Origin of the sequence: Nitrosomonas sp. GH22, assembly GCF_009833115.1 — a bacterium.
Classification (GTDB): domain Bacteria; phylum Pseudomonadota; class Gammaproteobacteria; order Burkholderiales; family Nitrosomonadaceae; genus Nitrosomonas; species Nitrosomonas eutropha.
The window spans coordinates 133,858-154,741 of sequence record NZ_QRCA01000013.1 but is presented as its reverse complement, the minus strand read 5'-3'; the positions used below and the strand labels follow the sequence as shown (position 1 = coordinate 154,741).

Here is a 20,884-nt window from a genome sequence, read left to right as displayed (position 1 = left end):
GTAGCTGGAACTCTACAGCAGGATTACAAATTATGCACGGTGGTAGGGGTGATTCCGGGTGATGGAAAATGCCCGATAAAGTTGTTCTGCCAGCAATACTCTCGCCAGCCCGTGCGGCAATGTCATAGTAGAAAGCGCCAGTTTTTCGTGAGCTATTTGTTTAATATCCCGGTGCAGTCCATCTACTCCGCCAATGATGAACGTTACATCCCGGCCAGATTCTCTCCAATTGGTCATCAGTTCAGCCAGCCTGACAGTGGTGGCTTGTTTGCCTGATTCATCCAGAACAACAATATGGCACCCGGGCGGTAAAGCGATACGGATACGTGCACTTTCGGCTTGCAATAGTTGCTCGGTCTTTTTACCGATCCGCTTTTCCGGTTTTATTTCTACCAGCTGCATCTCGGCTTCTTTAGGCATGCGCTGGCTGTATTCTGTGTATCCTTTTTTAATCCAGTCCGGCATTTTATTGCCAACCGCCAGGATATGGAGCTTCATGATGCAGAATAATAAGCGTGCAAAATTTATAGGAATGAACAGGTTTAGGAAGAGGCTATGTTATTTTAAAACCAATTTTCGCAGCCATGAGTTAACTGTATACAGCGGAATTTTCCTGTGGTAACTGCCAGGATGATTCCGCCCAGAGTCCTTCCAGGTCGTAGTAACTACGGATAGCGGGTTGCATGATGTGGACAACGATATCGCCCAGGTCAACTAGCATCCATTCTCCTGTTTGTTCGCCTTCCATTCCGTAAACGATCCTTCCAGCTGCCTTTACCTTTTCTTGTACGTGGCCTGCCAGTGCCTTGGTCTGACGTGTGGAATCGGCGCTGGCTATGACCATGGTATTGAATAATGCAGTCAGCTTGCTGACATTTATGACATGGATATCGCTGGCCTTGAGGTCTTCCAGAGCCATTATGACTGTTTTAAGTTGTTCGTTAGGTAATTTCATTTTTCTCCGGCATAAAAATTATGCTTGTCAATATAGTCGAGGACTGCTTCAGGCAGCAGATAGCGTGCACTTTTTCCTGAAGCAATGAGGCTTCTGATCTTGGTGGATGAAATATCCAGTAAGGTTGTGGGTGTAGTAAAGATGTGGCCACAGGGCAAATTTTTCAACTCTTCGACCGTAACTGCCTGGTGAGTCTGGCAAGCAGCTTTCAATTCATCGGGTAGATCGGACAGATTGTTGAGCAAAGCCGACCCAGGTCGATTGACAATAATAAGATGACACAATTCAAACAATTCACGCCAACGGTGCCAGTGTGGCAGCCTGATAAAGGCATCGGCTCCAATAATGAAACAAAGTGCAATATGCTTGCCTGCTTTGTATTTCGCTTGATATTCCTGTCGGATTTCTTGCAGTGATTCGACGCTGTAGGTTTCACCAGATCGTTTGATTTCACGGTCATCCACTGAAAACATAGCATTTCCACGAATGGCTTCGTGCAACATGGCAACGCGATGTGCTCCGGGTACAATGGGCGTATCGCGCAACCGGGGCTGGCCTGCGGGTAAAAAAAACAGATGGCTTAGCCGTAAAATTCCTGTCAATTCCTCCGCTATTCTCAGATGCCCATAATGAACGGGGTCAAATGTTCCACCGTAAATTCCGATGAGTGAGTATGCTGTTACTTCAGCCATTTGCCGATAAATAGACAATCAGGCACCGCATTGCCTGATTGGTTGTGCATCACTCAGAACAGCGCAAGTCGCATGTCTGTCAGAATGCTGGCCAAATGTGTAGTGAAACGTGCGGCCGCTGCACCATCAATTACCCGGTGATCATAGGATATCGAGAACGGGAGTATCAGGCGTGGAACAAATTTTTCATTCTGATAAACTGGTTTCAGACCTGCACGGGATATCCCTAGAATGGCTACTTCCGGCGCATTGATAATGGGTGTAAAGCCGGTTCCACCGATACCTCCCAGGCTCGATATAGTGAAGCTTGCACCTTGCATGTCACTGGGCATTAATTTACCTTTACGGGCAAGTGAGGACAGCCTGGCAAGTTCCTGAGCGATATCGATTACTCCTTTCTGATCGGCGTCCCGAATAACTGGAACCACCAGCCCGTTGGGTGTATCGACTGCAAATCCCAAATGGTAGTAATATTTTATGATGAGTTGACTTTCCTCCGTACTGTTGTCTAGGGAGGCGTTAAATTCCGGGAATTTTTTTAGAGCTGCTGTAACCGCCTTGATAAGAAAAGCCAGTATGGTTAGTTTGGTGCCATTATTCTGCCGGGTTTCATTATGAGTTTTTCTGAGTGCTTCCAGATCGGTGATATCTGCCTCGTCGAACTGCGTGACATGCGGAATTATGACCCAGTTGCGATGAAGGTTAGCACCTGAAATTTGTCGGATACGTGACAATGATTTCAGTTTGATTGGCCCGAATTTCGCAAAATCTACATATGGCCAGGGCAGCAGGTTAAGCACACTTCCAGTATTGTGTTCGCTAGCTAATACCTGTTTCACAAAAGCCAGTACATCTTCCTTGAGAATACGCAGCTTGGGGCCGGTTCCAACTACCTTGGTCAGATCCACTCCCAATTCCCGGGCAAATCGTCTTATCGAGGGACTTGCATGAGGCATTGTCTTACCATGCGCCCCGACTTCCTGATCAAGTTTCGGCAATGAAGAAGGAGGGGTCGCTGGTTTCGCTGCTGTGGTGGGTGTAGATTTGACCACCGGTATAGTTTCAGGCTGATTTGATTCGGTTGCTGCTTCTGTTCGTGCGGGTTGCGCAGGTTGTGGCTCGGATGGCTGAGGTTTGGAGACCTTTTCTTCAGCACTTGATACCACTTCCATAGTCAGGATTTCTGAATCCTTAGAGACTTTAGTACCTGGTTGAAGCATAATTTCTCGGATTATTCCGGAGTAAGGCGAGGGCACCTCAACCGTGGCCTTGTCCGATTCCAATACGATTAAAGGATCTTCAGCCTGTACGCTATCGCCAGGCTTGACCACGATTTCGATAACCGGGACATCTTCAAAACTCCCGATATCCGGGACCAGAATTTTCTTGACTTCAGCCACATGTGCTCCTTGATTCGCTGCAACAAATATCGTCAGGGTGAGACAAAATTATTCTACCAATTGTGAACGGGCTTAAACCTTGACCGGTTCGGGTTTTTCCGGATCGATCGCAAAGGCCCGGATTGCCTTGGTTACCTCTGATACCGAAATTTTTTCTTCATCCGCCAATGCCTTGAGCGCCGCAACTACGACGTAATGACGATCCACTTCAAAGAAGTGTCTTAGTTTCTCGCGTGTATCCGAGCGACCGAATCCATCCGTACCTAGTACGCGGTAACGATTCGGAATGAATTCCCGGATCTGATCGGCAACTATTTTCATGTAATCGGTCGAGGCAATAACAGGCCCTTCACGATCTTTCAGACAGGTTTCTACATACGATAGTCTGGCTGGCTCGTCTGGATGAAGCAGATTCCAGCGTGAAACGCTAAGTGCTTCCCGCCGTAACTGGTTAAAGCTGGTGACACTCCAGATATCCGCTGAGATTTTGTAATCTTTTTCCAGAATATCTGCCGCAGCGATTACTTCTCGTAAAATCGTTCCGGAGCCTAGTAATTGCACATGCAATTTGCTGTTATGTTTATTCCCGTTACGGAACAGGTACATACCCTTCAGAATGCCTTGCTCGGCACCCTTGGGCATTTCCGGGTGCGAGTAATTTTCGTTCATCACGGTGATGTAGTAATAGACGTCTTCCTGCTCCTGGTACATGCGGCGTAGGCCATCCTGAATGATAACCGTAAGTTCGTAAGAAAAAGTAGGGTCGTAGGATACACAGTTTGGAATGGTGGAGGCGGCCAGGTGACTGTGGCCATCCGCATGCTGCAATCCTTCACCATTCAGCGTGGTACGACCGGCAGTCCCCCCCAGCAGGAAGCCGCGACAGCGCATGTCGCCCGCCGCCCAGGCAAGATCACCCACACGCTGGAAACCGAACATCGAGTAGAAAATATAGCACGGGATCATTTGCACACCATGTGTACTATAGGCAGTCGCCGCAGCCATCCATGATGCCATTGCCCCTGCTTCATTGATTCCTTCCTGCAGGATTTGCCCGCTTCTGTCTTCTTTGTAGTACATCAGTTGATCGGCATCTTCCGGAGTATAAAGCTGACCTACTGATGACCAAATGCCCAGCTGCCGAAACATGCCTTCCATACCGAATGTACGCGATTCGTCCGCTACGATCGGCACCACGTGCTTACCGATGTTTTTATCTTTTACCAGGATGTTGAGTATGCGCACAAATACCATTGTGGTGGAGGATTCACGCCCCTCACCACTTGCTTTGAGTAATGTCTCGAATGCGGATAACGGTGGTACTTGTAGAGCTTCGGCCTTGCGGCGTCGACGATGAATGAACCCCCCCATTGCTTGCTGCCGCTCACGCATATAGTTGTATTCAGGCGAACCTTCTTCAAACTTGAGATAGGGTATCTCGTCAATTTTGTCATCCGGTACTGGCAGTCCAAAACGATCTCGAAACGCCTTCAGCGAGGTCGTACCCATTTTTTTCTGTTGGTGAGTGATATTTTGCGCCTCGCCGGCCTCGCCCATACCGTAACCCTTGATCGTTTTGGTCAGTATCACGGTTGGTTGGCCGGTGTGTTTCATTGCTTCACTGTAGGCAGCGTACACCTTGTGAGGATCATGGCCCCCCCGATTTAATCGCCAGATATCGTCGTCAGACATGCTGGCGACCATCTCCAGCAGTTCCGGATATTTTCCGAAGAAGTGCTGGCGCACGTAAGCACCGTCACGTGATTTGAAAGTCTGGTATTCACCATCGACGCATTCCATCATGCGTTGTTGCAGTAATCCCTTGGTGTCTTTTGCCAGCAGAGGATCCCAGTAGGAACCCCATATAACCTTGATTACGTGCCAGCCAGCGCCACGAAAGGTACTTTCCAGCTCCTGGATAATCTTGCCATTTCCTCGCACCGGCCCATCAAGACGCTGCAGATTACAGTTGATAATAAAAATTAGATTGTCAAGCTTTTCACGAGCCCCCAAGGAAACTGCCCCCAGAGATTCCGGTTCATCCATTTCGCCGTCACCCATGAGCGCCCAGACCTTACGGTCATCGGTTTTAACCAGGTTGCGCGCCCCAAGGTATTTCATGAAGCGTGCCTGATAGATCGCCATAAGTGGCCCTAGGCCCATCGAGACAGTGGGAAATTGCCAGAAATCCGGCATGAGCCATGGATGAGGATAAGAAGAAAGACTGTTGCTGTCGTCTACTTCCTGGCGAAAATTATCCATTTGCTCGAGAGTTAGTTCATCTAACAGAAAAGCGCGAGCATAAATACCAGGGGAAGAGTGGCCCTGTACGTAAACCAGATCTCCTTCTTTCTGTTCACTGGCAGCGCGCCAGAAATGGTTGTAGCCGACATCATAGAGCGTAGCTGCTGAGGCAAAGCTCGCAATATGGCCGCCAACGTTGGTATGGCGGTTGGCGCGTAATACCATTGCTGCTGCATTCCAGCGAATGTAGGAGCGGATACGATGCTCTAGCGCGTGGTTACCGGGTGAACGTTCTTCTCTACCAGTTGGAATAGTGTTGATGTAAGCGGTGTTAGCGCTATAGGGCAGGTAGGCGCCGGTGCGGCGCGTTTTTTCCACCAATTTTTCCAGTAGAAAATGAGCGCGCTCAGCCCCTTCGTTAATTAGCACCGTTTCCAGGGCATCCAGCCATTCCTGTGTTTCCTGGGGGTCGATATCCAGTGGATCCATATTGGGGTCTGCTCCCTGTTTACAAGTCTACAAGTTCAAGATTACTGCATAGAACCGCACCGAGCTTCAATCTGAGCTTTTGCTTTCGCGTGTTCCGCAGCTTCGATAGTATTATTCATCAGCATTGTGATAGTCATCGGTCCCACTCCACCTGGAACCGGTGTGATATATCCTGCTTTTTCTTTTACGCCTGAGAATTCGACATCACCACAAAGCTGTCCATCTGCCAGACGATTAATACCGACATCGATTACAGTTGCACCTGTCCTGATCATATCACTTGTCAGTAAATTTGCTTTGCCTGTGGCCATTACGATAATGTCGGCGCTGCGGGTGTGGCTGGCTAGTTCCCGAGTTTGTGAGGTGCAAATTGTGACAGTTGCGCCCTGTTCCAGCAGCATGAGCGCCATCGGTTTTCCGACAATATTGCTGCGCCCGACAACAACTGCGTGTTGCCCCTGAAGCGGGATGCCATATTCCGCCAGCATTTTCATGACGCCAAAGGGAGTGCACGGACGAAACAAGGCGTGTCCTGTTGCCAATGCGCCTACATTACAGGGGTGAAATCCGTCTACATCCTTTTCAATTGCTATGGCGGCAATGACTTCATTCATCTGGATATGGCTGGGTAAAGGCAATTGCACCAGAATACCGTGAATTTCGGGGTTAGCGTTCAAATCCTGTATCTGCCGTAATATAATTTTCTGGGGAGTATCAGCAGAGAAATTAAAAACCTTGGAGTGGATACCCAATTCTCCACAGGTTCTTGCCTTGTTGCGAACATATACGGAAGATGCCGGATTGTCTCCTGCCAGAATAACTGCCAGGCCGGGTTGCATCCATGTTTCCGAGAGGATTCGGATACGTTGTTTCAGTTCTTCGCGTAGTTTGCTTGCGATAAAATTACCGCTGATAATCGTTGCACTCATAAAATTCAGGAGATATCGAATAGAGCAGGTAAATAGCCTGCTTAAATCAGTAGGGCTGATTTAGGAAATTTTCGCCAAAATGTTTTTTTCCTGGCAAATTTTTTTTACGTTTCTGCTCTTCTCCAAGGGCTACTCAGTTAAAGAGGCGGAGTTTTGGAGCGTTTGCCTCTTTTTGTTTTGTAGCGATAAATCAAGAGGCCAATCAGGAACACGGGCGTTATGAACAGAAATGCCGTCAGTAACCCGATCGCCAGAATGGTGACGCCATCGCTTTCCGGAAGATAGATTGTTACGAACCATACACCAGCCATGGCAAAGAGCAAACCACCCAGCAATAAAATGATTTTTCCTTGATCATAGGAGTGCCAGAGTCCTTTTGATACTCTGGCTTCACCGACATAATGATCAAAGACCTCAGCCAGGCTATGATCACCGGGTTTTGATTCATAGCCCAATGCGAGTGCCAGCGCTTCATCACCATCCTCCAGTACAGACATTTTTCTGACGAATACAGCCTGCTTTTTGGCGCGGTTGGATTTGACACCATCCTTGACCATCATATGGTACAGCGCTTGAAATGCCTTTTCTTGTGCATCTGCTGTGGTTGCTTCGTATTGATCATAAAACTGCTGCATGACACCAACGAGATAAAGCTGAATAGTCAAATCCTTGAATTGCGGTGCAAAATCATATTTTTTATCTTTAACAAGCGGCAGTTGCTCTGCTAAAATTTCTTTTGTGTGCTTGATGCAGGCATCAAGTATCTCTTCCTCGAATTTTTCTTCTGTATTTTCCATTGTGAGCCGATCAGGATTTTCGTCCTTTGCGATAACAGTTTTAATTTCTCATTATATACTGGCTGGATAACACATGAAATCCACAAATCCTGAAAAGTAAAAGTAAGTCCAAGGAAGGTTCGAGCAAATGGGGAGCCTTTGCCAAGGCTCTCCGGGCAGGTTTTCGGATTCAATCTGTTCATCAAAACACGCAAACAAGTTTGCAGGCAAGCCGTTATAATGCGGACTTACCGAAATACTTTCCTGTCATGGCTACAACAATTCCCTTCGATTTTAGATCTCATTGTGTACAGCTGCTTGCTCAAGCAGTGAAACAAGTTCTTCCAGAAGAAACAGAGATACAAATCGAGTTGCAGCGCCCCAAACAGATGGATCATGGCGATTATTCCACTAATCTGGCCATGAAACTGGCTAAACGTTTACGCCGGAATCCACTTGAGCTGGCAAAGGTGCTGATTGGAGCCTTGCCAGATTCTCCTTATGTGGGAAAAACAGTTGTTGCTGGTGGCGGGTTTGTTAACTTTTTTCTGAAGAAAACAGCGAAACAGCAATTTTTACTTACAGTGTTGCAGGCGGCTGATTCATTCGGACATAGTAAACTGGGGGCAGGAAAAACCATCCAGATTGAGTTTGTATCCGCTAATCCGACCGGGCCGTTGCATGTTGGCCATGGTCGTGGGGCAGCGTTTGGTGCCAGCCTGGCCAATATTATGGCTGCGGCAGGATATGCTGTTACACGCGAGTTTTATGTTAACGATGCCGGTCGCCAAATGGATATTCTGGCTTTGTCAACATGGCTGCGTTACCTTGATTTATGTGGTATCGCTCTTCCGTTTCCCAGCAATGCTTATCAAGGGCGATATGTTGTTGATATGGCGCTGGAAATACATAGGATACACGGCGATCGCTATGCTCATTACTCTGATTCTCCGACGCAACAGCTGGCTGAAATCAATGCTAAAGCGGCTGCTGACGGAGAAGACGAATACCTGGACAATCTTATCACCGCGGCAAAGTCTATTCTTGGTGAGGATTATGCCTATCTCCACAATTTTGTTCTGACGGAGCAGTTGAATGATTGCCGAAATGACTTGATGGAATTTGGTGTCGAGTTTGAAAACTGGTTTTCAGAACAATCATTGTTCGATAGCGGGATGGTAGCGCGTGCTGTACAGTTGCTGGATGATAAAAAGCTGCTGTATCGGCAAGACGGTGCGCTTTGGTTCCAATCTACCGGATTTGGTGATGAGAAAGATCGGGTTGTGCAGCGGGAGAATGGTCAGTATACATACTTTGCATCTGATATTGCCTACCACCTCAGCAAATATGAACGTGGTTTTGATTACATGCTGAATATTTGGGGTGCGGATCATCATGGCTATATTTCCCGGGTAAAAGGCGCTATTGAAGCACTGTCTCTTGATTCAGATAAACTTGAAATAGCGCTGGTTCAGTTTGCTGTCCTGTATCGGGATGGCAATAAAATTTCCATGTCCACCCGGTCGGGGGAATTTGTTACATTAAGACAATTACGCCAGGAAGTGGGTAACGACGCAGCCCGTTTTTTTTATGTGCTGCGTAAAAGTGACCAGCATCTGGATTTTGATCTTGATCTGGCCAAATCACAAAGTAACGATAATCCTGTCTACTATGTGCAATATGCGCATGCTCGTATCTGCAGCGTACTTGAGCAGTGGGGAGGGGCAGTGGATATACTTGGCAGGGCAGAAACGGAATTGCTAACTAATCCAGCCGAGTTGGTGCTTCTACAGAAAATAATTGATTTTCCGGATACTATCGAAGCAGCAGCAAAGGAACGCGCTCCTCATCTTATTGCATTTTTTTTGCGAGAATTGGCAAGCGAATTTCATAGTTACTACAATTCGACGCGTTTCCTCATTCCGGATGAAGCGCTTAAAATAGCGAGATTGGCGCTGATTTCAGCCGTTTGCCAAGTGTTATCAAAAGGGTTGTCGTTGCTGGGGGTAACTTCGCCCCGCAAGATGTAGCTGAATGGAATACGGAAAGATTGATGAGTCGGGATTATAAATCCAGAAATTCGGTAAAAACACGAAAGAACGGTAGTTCTTTATGGCTTGGTTTATTTGTTGGCTATACCTTGGGCCTGGTAAGCGCTATCGGGGTGTGGCTATACATTAGCCAGGCTCCCAGCCCATTCCTTACCCAGGGGAAAGAGACTCAGAGCCAGTCATCCGGGAAGTCCGCACGGCAATCGTCGCCGCCGTTATCAGCAGAAAAAAAGATCCCGCCCCAGACAAATCAGGCGGAAACGAGTGGATCACGCTTTGATTTCTATAAAATCTTGCCGGGGATTGAGGAGCCTCCAGCCGAGGATACATTCGATCTTGCGCCACTGCCGCCAACTGCTGCGGTAACCAAGAAAACTCCGGAGAAATTGCCCGAAAGAATACCTGAAAAAGCTGCTGTGACCAAGGACCAGTATTACTTGCAAGCGGGTTCCTTCAAAAACGCTGGGGATGCTGAGAGAATGAAGGCTGAACTCGCTATGCTGGGCATTATTGCTTCGGTTCAGCTCGGAAGATCTGATAGTAATGTGCTTGTACACCGCGTACGGGTTGGCCCATTTACTAAAATGGAAGAGCTGGACAGGGTTCGTGCCTCACTACAATCAAACGGGATAACGACAAGTCTTGTTCGCGCAGCGGGCAACAACTAGGCACTGAATAACAAAGGTCTCCAGCTGATGTCGTTGTGTTGTTTGAAATAAGCTGGCTTTCTAGTATAAATTCCGTGAATATTCTTTCTGTCACTTTGAAAACGAGGAAAATTGGATGAACGTAAGAAAAATTATCTGCTTTCTCTTGGGTTTTGTCGCTATAAACCTGGCAGGAATTCTAACTGTTCATGCGGAAATCATTGAAGGTAAGGATTACAAGGTGCTTTCAACGCCTCAGCTAACGGAAACCGAATCACAACAAATTGAAGTTATCGAATTCTTCTGGTATGGCTGTCCTCATTGCAGTGATCTGAATCCCTATCTCGGCCGCTGGCTGGAAAGCAAGCCGGCTGATGTTGAATTTCGGTATGTTCCAGCAATTTTCCGTAATAACTGGGCACCTGCAGCCAGGCTTTTTTACGCAATAGAAAGTCTGGGTCTTGGTGAGATACTTCATGACAAGATCTATCATGCCGTCCATCATGAAAAAACAGATTTGTCAAAAGAGGAGACTCTGTTTAACTGGATTGAACAGCAGGGGGTTGAGCGCGATAAATTCATAGGTGCTTACAATTCATTTACTGTACAGAATCAGGCAAACAGAGCTGCTCAAATAACACGGCAATACCAGCTTACTGGTGTGCCGGCTCTGGTGATTGATGGCAAATATCTGACCAGCGGGAAAGCAGGTGGTCTTCCACAGGATACAATTTCGGTTCTCAATCAGTTGATTGAAAAGGTTCGTGAAGAAAGGAAAACTCGGCAGTAATACCGGCTTTTATTCCCAGGATGGAGGTGAGATTCCGTAAAGAATCGCAAATTGGATTGCTTTTTCTTCAAAAGCTTTTCTGTTGTCTTGGAGGCGTTCATAGGCAAACAACACGTCCCATATCGCACGTGTGTTGGTGCTTGCCTCTGCTTTATTTTGCAGACTGGCGATAAAGTGATTTATCTGTTTCAGCTCAAGTTTGATACTTTCCCGGGTCATGGAGGAAAAAAGTTTTGCAAGCTTTCTGAGCCCGTCGTTATCAATTTCCTGTACGTTGGAAAAATCAAGCAATATGTCGCCAGGAGAGCTGCGGCTACACTGGATAATCATATTAGCAGGTAATGTTTCTGCAGTAATTTTTTTCGGTATCTCAAATACAATTGGATTACTGGCTGCTTCTTCATTAAACCATCGAGTGTATTTCTGTTTCAAACCAGCAGATAGAGATACACCTGCTATATTTTTATATAATCTTTCTATTTTAGCCAAGTCATTTACCCGGTCAGTTGCCAGATAAAACATCGCCAGTAATTTCCACCCTGCTACATCTTCTACTTGTTCATTCTCCAGTAGTGATTCAAGTGCTTGCATCTTTATTTGTGTTTCATTAACTATTCGCTGAATCTCCTCGACAGGATCGGGGGGGATTGCCCCGGGTGAGGTGAAATCAAGCAACAGGTTATCAGCACTCATTTTTATAGAGTAATTAATTTATTGGTTTCTGATGCGCCCCATTTTGACTATTTCACCGATATGCTTCAGTCTGCGGAAAATTTGTGCAAGATGTTGACGATCCCTGGCCTGCAGGATAAAGCGCATCGTGGTGTAATCTTTGTCATTTTCCAACGTTATATCGTCAATATTTGAGTCAGCTTTAGCAATCTCTGCGGTTACTCTGGCCAATACCCCGCTTTTATTTACTACCGTCATGAATATATTGACCGGAAAGGTTCTGTCAATATTCGTTCCCCAGATAACGTCCAGTTGATTGTCTATGTTTTTATGATCCTTGATTCTGATTACTGCAGAGCAATCTTGTGTATGAATCACCAGCCCCTGATCTTTTTTAATCAATCCAACGATGCCGTCACCGGGTATAGGGTAGCAGCATCGTGCGAATTTGACTGCCATTCCCTCGGTTCCGAGTATGGTGATAGAGTTGTTGCCTTCAATATTTGATATAGATTCACCTGACGGGGTAGCGAGACGTTTAGCTATAACTGCAGCAAGCTGTTTTCCCAGAGCAATATCTGCCAAAAGTGCTTCCTTGGATTTAGCCCCGCTCTCTCTTGCCAGTTTTTCCCATTGTGAAGGCTCGATAGCTTCCGCGCTCGTACCAAAGGAATGCAATGCCTGATTCAACAGGCGTTCTCCAAGCCTGATCGATTCATCGTATTGAATGGTTCTCAGAAAATAGCGAATACTGGAACGTGCTCTGCCAGTTGCAACATAGGATAGCCAAACAGGATTTGGTTTGGCTGCAGGTGCAGTAATAATTTCCACGCGATCTCCACTTCTCAGGCGGGTGCGAAGCGGTGTGATTTCACCGTTGATTCTGGCTGCTACGCAGCAATTCCCGATATCAGTATGCACAGCATAAGCAAAATCTACTATGGTTGCGCCTCGTGGTAACGTTAATATCTTGCCTTGCGGAGTAAAAACATATATTTCTCCTGGGAATAGATCAACTTTGAGATGCTCCAGAAATTCCAGCGAATCGGATGAGTCATTCAAGGTCTCCAGCAAACCTTTCATCCACTGATTGGCTTTCATGTACAAATCATCCATTGCAGTGTCACTGCCCTTGTTCTTGTAAAGCCAGTGTGAAGCAACTCCGGCCTCAGCAATATGGTGCATTTCTTGGGTGCGGATCTGGATTTCTATCGGCAATCCATAAGGCCCAAGTAATGTGCTGTGTAATGATTGATAGCCGTTTGGTTTGGGGATGGCAATGTAATCTTTGAACTTTCCAGGGATGGGTTTGTATAGGCTGTGGAGGGCTCCAAGCGCCACGTAGCAAGATGAAACATCTTTAACAACCACTCGAAAACCATAAATATCCAGTACATCCGAGAAACGAAGATGTTTCCCTGCCATTTTCTTGTAGATACTGTACAAATGTTTCTCGCGGCCGGTTACCATGGCATCCAGCCCGGCTTCCTGTAAGCGCTGTTTGGTTGCTTCCAGGATTTTTCCAACTACCTCCCGGCGATTGCCTCTTGCTGCCTTGATTGCCTTGAGCAGAACCTTATAGCGGGTTGGATAAGAAAAACAAAACCCCAGCTCCTGCAGTTCCTGATAGATATTCTCCAGGCCAAGGCGATGTGCAATCGGCGCGTAGATCTCAAGCGTTTCTCGTGCAATACGGAGCTGTTTCTCTTGTGGCATTACCTCAAGTGTGCGCATGTTGTGCAGACGATCGGCCAGCTTGATCAATATGACTCGTATATCTTGTGCCATGGCCAGCAACATCTTGCGGAAATTTTCCACTTGCATATCTGCTTGAGTTTGGAACTTGATCCGATCGAGCTTGGAAACGCCATCTACAAGCTCAGCTACGGAAGAACCAAATCGTTTGCTGATTGCTTCCTTCAGGATACCGGTATCCTCCACCACATCGTGCAGCAGAGCGGCAGCGAGCGTTGTCGTATCCAGATGGAGTTCACCCAGTATTCTGGCGACTGCAACAGGATGAGAAATATAAGGTTCGCCGGATTTTCTGAATTGGCCGGAGTGTGCTTCCTGACTGAAGAAATAAGCATTTTTAAGTAAAACCATATCTTCAGACTTGAGATATTGAGATACCTCGTCAAAAAGCAGCCCCGCTTTTGATGTAATAACAGCGGAGTCATTTAAGTCATACAAAATAGCTTCTGACATGAAATTTTAAAATTTTTATGTATGAAATGATTTTTGTCGGCCGTGAACCGCTGTGCTGTGAGGACTATTTCTAATCCAAAGGATTAATTTCAAGCCCGCAGGTCACCTCTCTGTCTATGTGCGGCTATATCAGCCATGCATTAAGCTAACTAACTACATTGAGTGCGAAGAATCTTTACATAGGTTGATCTCATCGCCCAGCCATAATCTTAATTTTTAACATGCCCTTTATAAAAACGCTATTAATTTAACTACTTGGGGAAATTTTAGGGCCTGTTCCTGTTTGATCCCAAGCTATTAATTTAAAGAAGCAAGTTCGTATCGTTATAGCTCTCACCAGCAACACGAGCTTGCAATGCTCCGATTATTGCTCAATGCTGAGCTCTGGTCGAAGCTACTGGCCATTTTGCTTCACAACCACCTCTACAACAAGCAAGATTTGCTGTATAACTGTCGAAGGCATACTGTACCGCAGGTACCGGTTCATTCGGGAGCTGGAACAAGGTTTATAAACGATTCACCGCCTGGCCTGCCAGTGGAAAATGGCTCAAGGTATTTCAGGCTCAGGTGGTTGAGCCGGACATGGAGCAGACTCTCATCAATGCTAGCTATATCAAGGCTCACCAGAGCAGCAAGGATAAGGCAGTCGGGAAAAGCCGGGGCGGTGCAAAATTCACATGGCGGTAGATACCCACGGACTTCCCCCATCGCATTCGATATTACCGGTGGTCAGATCAATGATTGCACACACGCATCGGCTTTGATCCGGGCTGGGCGCAGCTCAATCCATTGTTGTAGACAAAGACTATGACAATCAGGCCATACGTGATCAAATCGAACAAAAAGGTGCCAAGGCAGTCATTCCAGGGAAGGGGTAACTCCAAAACAGATAATTCAGATCTGGATCGAGGACTATACCGATACCGACACCTGGTAGAAAATATTTTCGTATGGTTGAAACAATCCTGAGCGGTGGCCCTGCGCTTTGATAAACTCAAACAAAACTACGAAAGCCTCGTGGCTACGGCCTGTGCCTTTCTGTGGTTACTAATGTGAAATGGGCGCAGATCTTGCTATTTTTCTCGTGTTTATTGCAAATAGAGCTTTTTTGATTAGATCTAAAATAAATAGATTCCCATGGCTCGCCAGAATACAGGTTGTTGAAGAAGGCGTGATCAGGATATGCTCTAGATGAGCTGGTTTAAGTTTTTTTGCTCTTGATTTTTTTTGTTATGACAGAGAATCTGGTATTGGTTGCTGTGCAAGGTAATTTCAGTGATAATTACCCTCTTGCCACAAACTAAAGCCGGGATGGCGGAATTGGTAGACGCACGGGACTCAAAATCCCGCGAGGGCGACTTCATGGGGGTTCGATTCCCCCTCCCGGCACCAAAGAATCAAAGACTTATCGGGCTGGTTAATCTTTAATCATTTCCGAAATTCCTACTTTGTTGGCTTCACTTTCTCACCTTTCCTGGTGCAAATATAGTGCTCTGTCATAGTGACGCTTGCATGTCCAAGTGACTCTTGAGCTTGTCTGATACCCCCACTTGATTCCGTTTTATCTGTTCCTGCTTGTGCTCTTAGATGTTTAGTCCCACGGTGTGCTGGTGTAAAATATAACCAACTACGGAGGGATGATTTATGGGGCAGATATTACATGGAAGCGCCCGCACGCCTTCGGTAAATGGTTCTCCGATATAGCCGCTGTCGCACAGCAGACTTTGGACCTGCCCCAAGCTCGGCCTGCAGTGCTCCAAGGCTTGCAACACACCTTTGTGGTCAGTCACTTCCGCCGCCGTCACCGCAATGGCATACGGCAAGCCCTGAGTATCGACCGCGATGTGACGCTTGATATCCAGAGACCTTCTTGCCTGCGTCATAGCCCTTCTGGCCCGCCGTGTCCGTGTTTTTAACACTCTCCGCGTCCATGATCAAGAACGTGCTGCAAGCGTTGCGCCCCTGTCTGGTACGAACCTCGCCAACGGATTGTTTTTAACGCCCGCTCCAGCAGGCTCACTCCCTGCGCATCTGGCTCGCTCCATTTGCACCAGTTTTATTGGGACTGGATAATCTTCACTGAGTCTGCTGCGCGAATTACCGCTGGATACCCTGAAAATAGATAAATATTTTATTCAAAGCATAGAACAGGATCATACGAGAGATGGTCTGATTTTGCGATTTCCCGAGCCATTATCGCGCTGGGGATAATCTTGGATTGAGTGTGATCGCGGAAGGCATGAAAACAGAGAGGTACGTGGAGTTTTTACGCAAACATCATTACTATTTACTAAAGGGTTATTATTTCAGTTGTCCATTATCAGCAACGAGGCTTATGCATTTTATAGAAGATATAGAAGAATTTGGCTCGGATCAAGCTTGGGGCAAATCAGTCGAGGGATATGACTTGAAAATACTGAAGACATACTTATATTAATGTCTGTATGTTTCATAGAGTAGAAGAAATCATCCAGGCTGGTGTTTTAGAATGATTGGAGGTATCCAGATGGATGTTTGGGTCGGGATGTCATGCGGATTAAATGACAACCTGTTTTGGTAAATGTTTTTGACTTGGTATGGAGGTTATTATGGCAATTACGCGTTATGAACCGTGGGGATTACTATCTCAATTGCAACGAGAACTGGGGCGGGTGCGTGATGATATGGCGACCGAGGAGGGTGCTTTTGCTGTTGCGGAATGGGCGCCTGCTGTTGATATCAAGGAGGAGGAAGATAAGTTTGTTTTGCATGCGGATTTACCTGGCGTAAAGCCTGAAGCAATAGAGATAACTACAGATAACGGCATGCTTACCATCAAAGGCGAGAAACAGACTGAAGCCAAGGTAGAGAAGGAAGGATATAAACGGGTGGAGCGGACGCATGGTTCTTTCTTCCGGCGCTTCAGCCTTCCAGATACGGCTGATCTGGGCGCCATTACAGCGGTAGCTAAAGATGGTGTGCTGGTTGTTACCATTCCCAAACGGGAAGCTGTTCGACCCAAGAAAATCGCTGTGTCTGCAGAATAAGTCGGATGACAAACGGGGCCCACGGGTCCCGTTTGTCTAATCAGCTGGTTCCAGTTTTTCCCTCAACCCTATGTGCCAAGATATTGAATGGATTTCTGTTTGGTTGCTGAAACTAGCTTCTATGTTACTGCAATTAATATGGTTTTTCCGGGGACTGCATTGTGGATATTTTCCGGGAAAAGAGGGTGAAACTGTTTTAAGCCACGAGAACTCAGGTAAAATGATTTGACTTGTGGTTATTAGCTGCGAGTGTTTGGCGGTCGCAGGCGTTAACGATTGAATGTCTGATTCGGGATATTGGATAGTTGGCAGCTAGTTTAACAAGCGAAAACGGTGACGTGTGCGCCAGGTTTTAACGGATTTTTATAGAGGAAACCTTTAAATGAAATTTACATACTACATCATCTGTACTCTTGGCCTTGGTGTCGCTTTAGTTGGCTGTGGTAACGCTGCTCCTGAAGTATCTCCTGAAAATTGTGCAGGAAGAGGGATGGAAAGAGCGTTGGATTATTACAAAAACAATGAAGCCGAGCGGCAGAAGTTTATTGATGGATGCGATGCGCTGAAAAAATAAGTATTAGTAAAACAGAGTTTATGCATAAAATTCAGGCTCGATCTGGAGCAGCTATCGAACCTGAATTTTTTGTTTTGAGCGGTATGCTGAATTCATCCAGGGTTTTATTCTATCAAGTGTTTTTTAAGCAGTGTATTGACCTGGACGGGATTGGCCTTGCCTCTTGACATTTTCATTACCTGGCCGACCAGGGAATTAAACGCTTTTTCTTTTCCAGCGCGATAATCGGCTACTTGTTGTTGATTTGCTGCAAGCACCTCATTAACCCATTTCTCAATTTCGCTGTTATCTGAAATCTGCCTGAGGTTTTTTGCATCGATAATTGTATCGGCACTGTTATCGTTGCTTTGCCACATACTATCAAATACATCCTTGGCTATTTTTCCTGATACGGTGCCATCCGTGATCCGTAGCAGCAATCCTGCCAGTTGTTCAGGACTGACGGGACACTGGTCAATTTCGAGTCCTTCCTTGTTCAGTCTTCCACTGACTTCTCCTATAATCCAGTTAGCACAAAGTTTAATTTGTTCCGGGAGAAATTTGACGGTTTGCTCAAAATAGTCAGCCAGTTCACGTGCCGCGGTTAGTATATTGGCATCGTAGGCGGATAGACTGAAGTCCCGAATATAGCGATTGTGTCTATCTTCCGGTAATTCCGGCAATTTCTCTCTGATCTGTTTTATCCATTCCTGGGGGATAACAACTGGCAACAGGTCGGGATCCGGGAAATAACGGTAGTCATGTGCATCTTCCTTGCTGCGCATGGTGCGGGTTTCATCCCGGTCTGCATCATATAGTCGTGTTTGCTGGACTATGCTGCCGCCACTTTCCAGAATATCAATTTGTCTTGCCACTTCATAATCGATTGCTCTTTCAAGAAAACGGAATGAATTGAGGTTTTTGATTTCACAGCGTGTCCCCAGTACGTCCGAGCCAGCAGGTCGTACTGAAACATTGGCATCGCAACGGAAGGATCCTTCCTGCATATTGCCGTCACAAATACCGATCCAGCGCACTAGTGAATGAAGTACTCTTGCGTAGGCCACAGCCTCGGCACTGCTGCGCATCTCTGGTTCCGAGACAATTTCTAGTAAGCCGGTTCCGGCACGATTCAGGTCGATTCCTGTCTTGTCGTGAAAACCTTCGTGTGTTGATTTACCTGCGTCTTCTTCCAGATGGGCGCGTGTCAGGTGTATGGTTTTTTCTTTATCCCCTGTCCGGATGGTAACATGCCCACCTTCAACGATTGGATGTGCCAGCTGACTGATTTGGTAGCCTTTGGGTAAATCAGGATAAAAATAGTTTTTTCGGGCAAAGATTGAGGGTGAGTTAATGGTTGCATTAATTGCCAGACCAAAGCGGATAGCATATTCAACCACTTGCTGGTTTAATACTGGCAATACCCCGGGTAGGGCAATATCCACTGCGCAGGCTTGTGAGTTCGGCCGGGCGCCATACGCAACGGATGCACCAGAAAAAATTTTGGATCGGGTCAATAGCTGCACATGTATCTCAAGGCCGATGACAGTTTCCCATTGCATGATCAGGTAATCCTTTTTCTTTTAGTTGCTTGATATTAACCAGAGAGCAGAGGCCTGAAGATTTTTAGCGATTCATTTCCGGTGGAGTAAGCTCATGCCAGTTTGTCGCCAGCTGGTAGCGGTGAGCCGCATTCAGCATTTGTGCTTCCCTGAAGTAGTTCCCAATAATATGTAAGCCTACCGGCCTGTTTTTACTGCCAAATCCAACAGGTATCGACATACCCGGCAATCCTGCAAGGCTGGCTGCGCTGGTGTAGATATCGGAGAGATACATCTGGATAGGATCGTTGCATCTCTCGCCAATATTAAAGGCTACGGTAGGTGAAGTCGGCCCCATGATCAGGTCGCATTGTTCAAAAGCTTTTTTGAAATCCTCGGCAATCAGACGGCGTAATTTTTGAGCCTGAAGATAGTAGGCATCGTAATAGCCATGGGATAACACGTACGTGCCAATAAGAATACGGCGCTTTACTTCATCGCCAAATCCTTCTGCGCGTGTTTTTGCGTATAAATCTTCCAGATTGGCATATTGCGCGGCACGATGGCCATATCGTACTCCATCAAAACGCGATAAGTTACTAGATGCTTCGGCGGGTGCGAGCACGTAATAGACTGGAACGGCAAGCTTGCTGTTTGGCAGGGATACCTCGACAAATGTGGCGCCCAGTTTGCGGTACTCTGCCAGAGCCGCTTCTACCGCACTGGAAACGTCACTGCTCATACCTTCTGCAAAAAATTCCTTGGGTAAGCCAATGCGCAGCCCGCTCACCGGTTTCTCCAGGTCTTGCGTATAGTCTTCTTTTTCCCGCTGCAGACTGGTTGAATCACGTTCATCAAATCCGACCATGACATTCAGCAGCAGTGCAAGATCTTCGGCAGATCTGGCCATTGGTCCAGCCTGATCGAGGCTGGAAGCAAATGCGATCATACCGTACCGAGAAACCAGTCCGTAAGTAGGTTTGATTCCACTAATTCCACATAATGCAGCTGGTTGACGAATGGAGCCACCTGTATCGGTGCCCGTTGCTGCTGGAGCCAGTCTGGCTGCTACCGCACAGGCCGAGCCGCCTGAGCTGCCGCCAGGAACGGCGAGCCTGTCCCAGGGATTTTTCACTGGCCCGTAATAGGAAGTTTCGTTACTGGAGCCCATGGCGAATTCATCCATGTTGGTTTTGCCCAGATTGACCATCCCCACCTGATCAAACTGTTTCACCACGGTGGCATCATAGGGTGAAATAAAATTTGAAAGCATTTTCGATCCGCAAGTTGTCAGCCACCCGTTGGCACAGAAAATATCTTTTTGGGCGATGGGTATTCCTGTGAGCAGTGTGGATTGTCCCGTGGCAATCATCTCGTCAGCGGTTCTGGCCTGATCCAGACTTTTTTCTTCATCCATTGTAATAAAGGCATTCAAGTCAGGATTGAGGGCCTTGATCCGGGCTAGAAATTCCCCGGTGAGTTCTGTGCTGGATATTTTTTTTTCTGAGAGCAGCGAAGAGAGCTGCCTGAGACTGGCATTTAGCATGATCTGTCAGTGCGGTGGAATATTTGGAAAATTGATAAGCAGAGATACGGTTTTATTGCCGGTGTTATTCGATTACCTTGGGAACCAGATAGTATCCATCTTCAACCTGGGGTGCGATGGATTGGAATTGTATGTGCTGATCAGATTCCGTGACAATATCCTCGCGCAGTCTTTGTGTCATGTCCTGGGAATGGCTCATTGGCTTGATCCCTTGTGTATCAACAGCTTGCATTTGTTCGATGAGGCTGAATATTCCGGATAACTGGATTAGGCTTTGTTGGGCGTCTGTCTCGCTAATTTCGATACGGGCCAACTTTGCAACGCGCTTGATATCGCTCAGTGATAGTGTCATTTTTGTAGCTTTC

Annotated in this window: 17 protein-coding genes, 1 tRNA gene and 2 pseudogenes; 7 read left to right on the top strand and 13 right to left on the bottom strand. The window is 46.7% G+C overall.

The window, feature by feature from the left end; translation table 11 throughout:
* Positions 1-30: 30 nt before the first annotated feature.
* The 7 genes from rlmH to ABF86_RS06170 all read right to left on the bottom strand — a co-directional run bounded on the left by rlmH (position 31) and on the right by ABF86_RS06170 (position 7,506).
* On the bottom strand, positions 31-498 hold the full coding sequence (gene rlmH, locus ABF86_RS06200; RefSeq protein ID WP_074455281.1) for a 23S rRNA (pseudouridine(1915)-N(3))-methyltransferase RlmH: 468 nt from the start codon (positions 496-498) through the stop codon (positions 31-33).
* Positions 499-589: 91 nt separating this feature from the next.
* Complete coding sequence (gene rsfS / locus ABF86_RS06195) at positions 590-955, bottom strand: ribosome silencing factor (RefSeq protein WP_074455282.1); 366 nt, start codon at positions 953-955, stop codon at positions 590-592.
* On the bottom strand, positions 952-1,647 hold the full coding sequence (nadD, locus tag ABF86_RS06190; RefSeq protein ID WP_011634659.1) for a nicotinate-nucleotide adenylyltransferase: 696 nt from the start codon (positions 1,645-1,647) through the stop codon (positions 952-954). Before nadD ends, rsfS begins: the two co-directional genes overlap by 4 nt.
* A gap of 53 nt (positions 1,648-1,700) precedes the next feature.
* Positions 1,701-3,077: a dihydrolipoyllysine-residue acetyltransferase gene (gene aceF / locus ABF86_RS06185; RefSeq protein WP_074684761.1), complete on the bottom strand. Its 1,377-nt coding sequence runs from the start codon at positions 3,075-3,077 to the stop codon at positions 1,701-1,703.
* Between the two features lie 42 nt (positions 3,078-3,119).
* Positions 3,120-5,780 carry a pyruvate dehydrogenase (acetyl-transferring), homodimeric type gene (gene aceE / locus ABF86_RS06180; protein ID WP_074455284.1) on the bottom strand — a complete coding sequence of 887 codons (2,661 nt, stop codon included), beginning with the start codon at positions 5,778-5,780 and terminating at the stop codon, positions 3,120-3,122.
* 41 nt (positions 5,781-5,821) lie between these two features.
* Positions 5,822-6,709: a bifunctional methylenetetrahydrofolate dehydrogenase/methenyltetrahydrofolate cyclohydrolase FolD gene (gene folD / locus ABF86_RS06175; RefSeq protein WP_011634656.1), complete on the bottom strand. Its 888-nt coding sequence runs from the start codon at positions 6,707-6,709 to the stop codon at positions 5,822-5,824.
* A 137-nt stretch (positions 6,710-6,846) separates the two neighbouring features.
* Positions 6,847-7,506, bottom strand: coding sequence for a hypothetical protein (locus ABF86_RS06170; RefSeq protein ID WP_074455286.1), 660 nt, complete (start codon positions 7,504-7,506; stop codon positions 6,847-6,849).
* A gap of 248 nt (positions 7,507-7,754) precedes the next feature.
* Between ABF86_RS06170 and argS the strand changes: the two genes are divergently transcribed.
* The 3 genes from argS (at position 7,755) to ABF86_RS06155 (ending at position 10,973) form a co-directional block, all read left to right on the top strand.
* Positions 7,755-9,515, top strand: a complete 1,761-nt coding sequence (gene argS, locus ABF86_RS06165) for an arginine--tRNA ligase (protein ID WP_074684762.1) — start codon at positions 7,755-7,757, stop codon at positions 9,513-9,515.
* Between the two features lie 23 nt (positions 9,516-9,538).
* Positions 9,539-10,204 (top strand): SPOR domain-containing protein, encoded by a 666-nt coding sequence (locus tag ABF86_RS06160; protein ID WP_011634653.1) that lies wholly within the window; start codon positions 9,539-9,541, stop codon positions 10,202-10,204.
* 115 nt (positions 10,205-10,319) lie between these two features.
* Positions 10,320-10,973 (top strand): thiol:disulfide interchange protein DsbA/DsbL, encoded by a 654-nt coding sequence (locus tag ABF86_RS06155; protein ID WP_074455288.1) that lies wholly within the window; start codon positions 10,320-10,322, stop codon positions 10,971-10,973.
* A 9-nt stretch (positions 10,974-10,982) separates the two neighbouring features.
* On the opposite strand, the gene ABF86_RS06150 is transcribed toward ABF86_RS06155, so the two are convergent.
* The gene (locus ABF86_RS06150; protein ID WP_011634651.1) at positions 10,983-11,666 is read right to left on the bottom strand and encodes a hypothetical protein; all 684 of its coding nucleotides are present in this window, start codon (positions 11,664-11,666) and stop codon (positions 10,983-10,985) included.
* Positions 11,667-11,684: 18 nt separating this feature from the next.
* Positions 11,685-13,853: a bifunctional (p)ppGpp synthetase/guanosine-3',5'-bis(diphosphate) 3'-pyrophosphohydrolase gene (locus ABF86_RS06145; protein ID WP_011634650.1), complete on the bottom strand. Its 2,169-nt coding sequence runs from the start codon at positions 13,851-13,853 to the stop codon at positions 11,685-11,687.
* A 355-nt stretch (positions 13,854-14,208) separates the two neighbouring features.
* Here ABF86_RS06145 and ABF86_RS06140 point away from each other — a divergent pair.
* Positions 14,209-14,909, top strand: a pseudogene (locus ABF86_RS06140) (IS5 family transposase).
* Positions 14,910-15,158: 249 nt separating this feature from the next.
* Positions 15,159-15,245, top strand: a tRNA-Leu gene (locus ABF86_RS06135).
* A gap of 278 nt (positions 15,246-15,523) precedes the next feature.
* Here ABF86_RS06135 and ABF86_RS06130 read toward each other — a convergent pair.
* Positions 15,524-15,900 (bottom strand): annotated as a pseudogene (locus tag ABF86_RS06130) (transposase); the annotation flags it as partial.
* A gap of 541 nt (positions 15,901-16,441) precedes the next feature.
* On the opposite strand from ABF86_RS06130, the gene ABF86_RS06125 reads away from it, so the two are divergent.
* Together ABF86_RS06125 and trbK are read left to right on the top strand one after the other, a co-directional pair.
* Complete coding sequence (locus tag ABF86_RS06125) at positions 16,442-16,879, top strand: Hsp20/alpha crystallin family protein (protein ID WP_011634646.1); 438 nt, start codon at positions 16,442-16,444, stop codon at positions 16,877-16,879.
* A 382-nt stretch (positions 16,880-17,261) separates the two neighbouring features.
* Complete coding sequence (gene trbK / locus ABF86_RS06120; RefSeq protein ID WP_041353518.1) at positions 17,262-17,453, top strand: entry exclusion lipoprotein TrbK; 192 nt, start codon at positions 17,262-17,264, stop codon at positions 17,451-17,453.
* 104 nt (positions 17,454-17,557) lie between these two features.
* Here trbK and gatB read toward each other — a convergent pair whose 3' ends face one another.
* The 3 genes from gatB to gatC form a co-directional block, all read right to left on the bottom strand.
* On the bottom strand, positions 17,558-18,994 hold the full coding sequence (gene gatB, locus ABF86_RS06115; protein WP_074455289.1) for an Asp-tRNA(Asn)/Glu-tRNA(Gln) amidotransferase subunit GatB: 1,437 nt from the start codon (positions 18,992-18,994) through the stop codon (positions 17,558-17,560).
* Positions 18,995-19,058: 64 nt separating this feature from the next.
* Positions 19,059-20,519, bottom strand: coding sequence for an Asp-tRNA(Asn)/Glu-tRNA(Gln) amidotransferase subunit GatA (gatA, locus tag ABF86_RS06110; protein WP_011634644.1), 1,461 nt, complete (start codon positions 20,517-20,519; stop codon positions 19,059-19,061).
* Between the two features lie 64 nt (positions 20,520-20,583).
* Entirely contained in the window at positions 20,584-20,871 is a 288-nt protein-coding gene (gene gatC, locus ABF86_RS06105) for an Asp-tRNA(Asn)/Glu-tRNA(Gln) amidotransferase subunit GatC (protein ID WP_011634643.1), read from the bottom strand.
* Positions 20,872-20,884 lie beyond the last annotated feature (13 nt).

Coding starts and splice junctions, on each gene's coding strand:
- folD (WP_011634656.1), bottom strand. CDS start 6,709: ATGAGTGCAACGATTATCAGCGGTAATTTTATCGCAAGCAAACTACGC.
- ABF86_RS06170 (WP_074455286.1), bottom strand. CDS start 7,506: ATGGAAAATACAGAAGAAAAATTCGAGGAAGAGATACTTGATGCCTGC.
- ABF86_RS06125 (WP_011634646.1), top strand. CDS start 16,442: ATGGCAATTACGCGTTATGAACCGTGGGGATTACTATCTCAATTGCAA.
- ABF86_RS06145 (WP_011634650.1), bottom strand. CDS start 13,853: ATGTCAGAAGCTATTTTGTATGACTTAAATGACTCCGCTGTTATTACA.
- gatA (WP_011634644.1), bottom strand. CDS start 20,519: ATGCTAAATGCCAGTCTCAGGCAGCTCTCTTCGCTGCTCTCAGAAAAA.
- ABF86_RS06150 (WP_011634651.1), bottom strand. CDS start 11,666: ATGAGTGCTGATAACCTGTTGCTTGATTTCACCTCACCCGGGGCAATC.
- nadD (WP_011634659.1), bottom strand. CDS start 1,647: ATGGCTGAAGTAACAGCATACTCACTCATCGGAATTTACGGTGGAACA.
- rlmH (WP_074455281.1), bottom strand. CDS start 498: ATGAAGCTCCATATCCTGGCGGTTGGCAATAAAATGCCGGACTGGATT.
- aceE (WP_074455284.1), bottom strand. CDS start 5,780: ATGGATCCACTGGATATCGACCCCCAGGAAACACAGGAATGGCTGGAT.
- argS (WP_074684762.1), top strand. CDS start 7,755: ATGGCTACAACAATTCCCTTCGATTTTAGATCTCATTGTGTACAGCTG.
- ABF86_RS06160 (WP_011634653.1), top strand. CDS start 9,539: ATGAGTCGGGATTATAAATCCAGAAATTCGGTAAAAACACGAAAGAAC.
- rsfS (WP_074455282.1), bottom strand. CDS start 955: ATGAAATTACCTAACGAACAACTTAAAACAGTCATAATGGCTCTGGAA.
- gatB (WP_074455289.1), bottom strand. CDS start 18,994: ATGCAATGGGAAACTGTCATCGGCCTTGAGATACATGTGCAGCTATTG.
- ABF86_RS06155 (WP_074455288.1), top strand. CDS start 10,320: ATGAACGTAAGAAAAATTATCTGCTTTCTCTTGGGTTTTGTCGCTATA.
- trbK (WP_041353518.1), top strand. CDS start 17,262: ATGAAATTTACATACTACATCATCTGTACTCTTGGCCTTGGTGTCGCT.
- gatC (WP_011634643.1), bottom strand. CDS start 20,871: ATGACACTATCACTGAGCGATATCAAGCGCGTTGCAAAGTTGGCCCGT.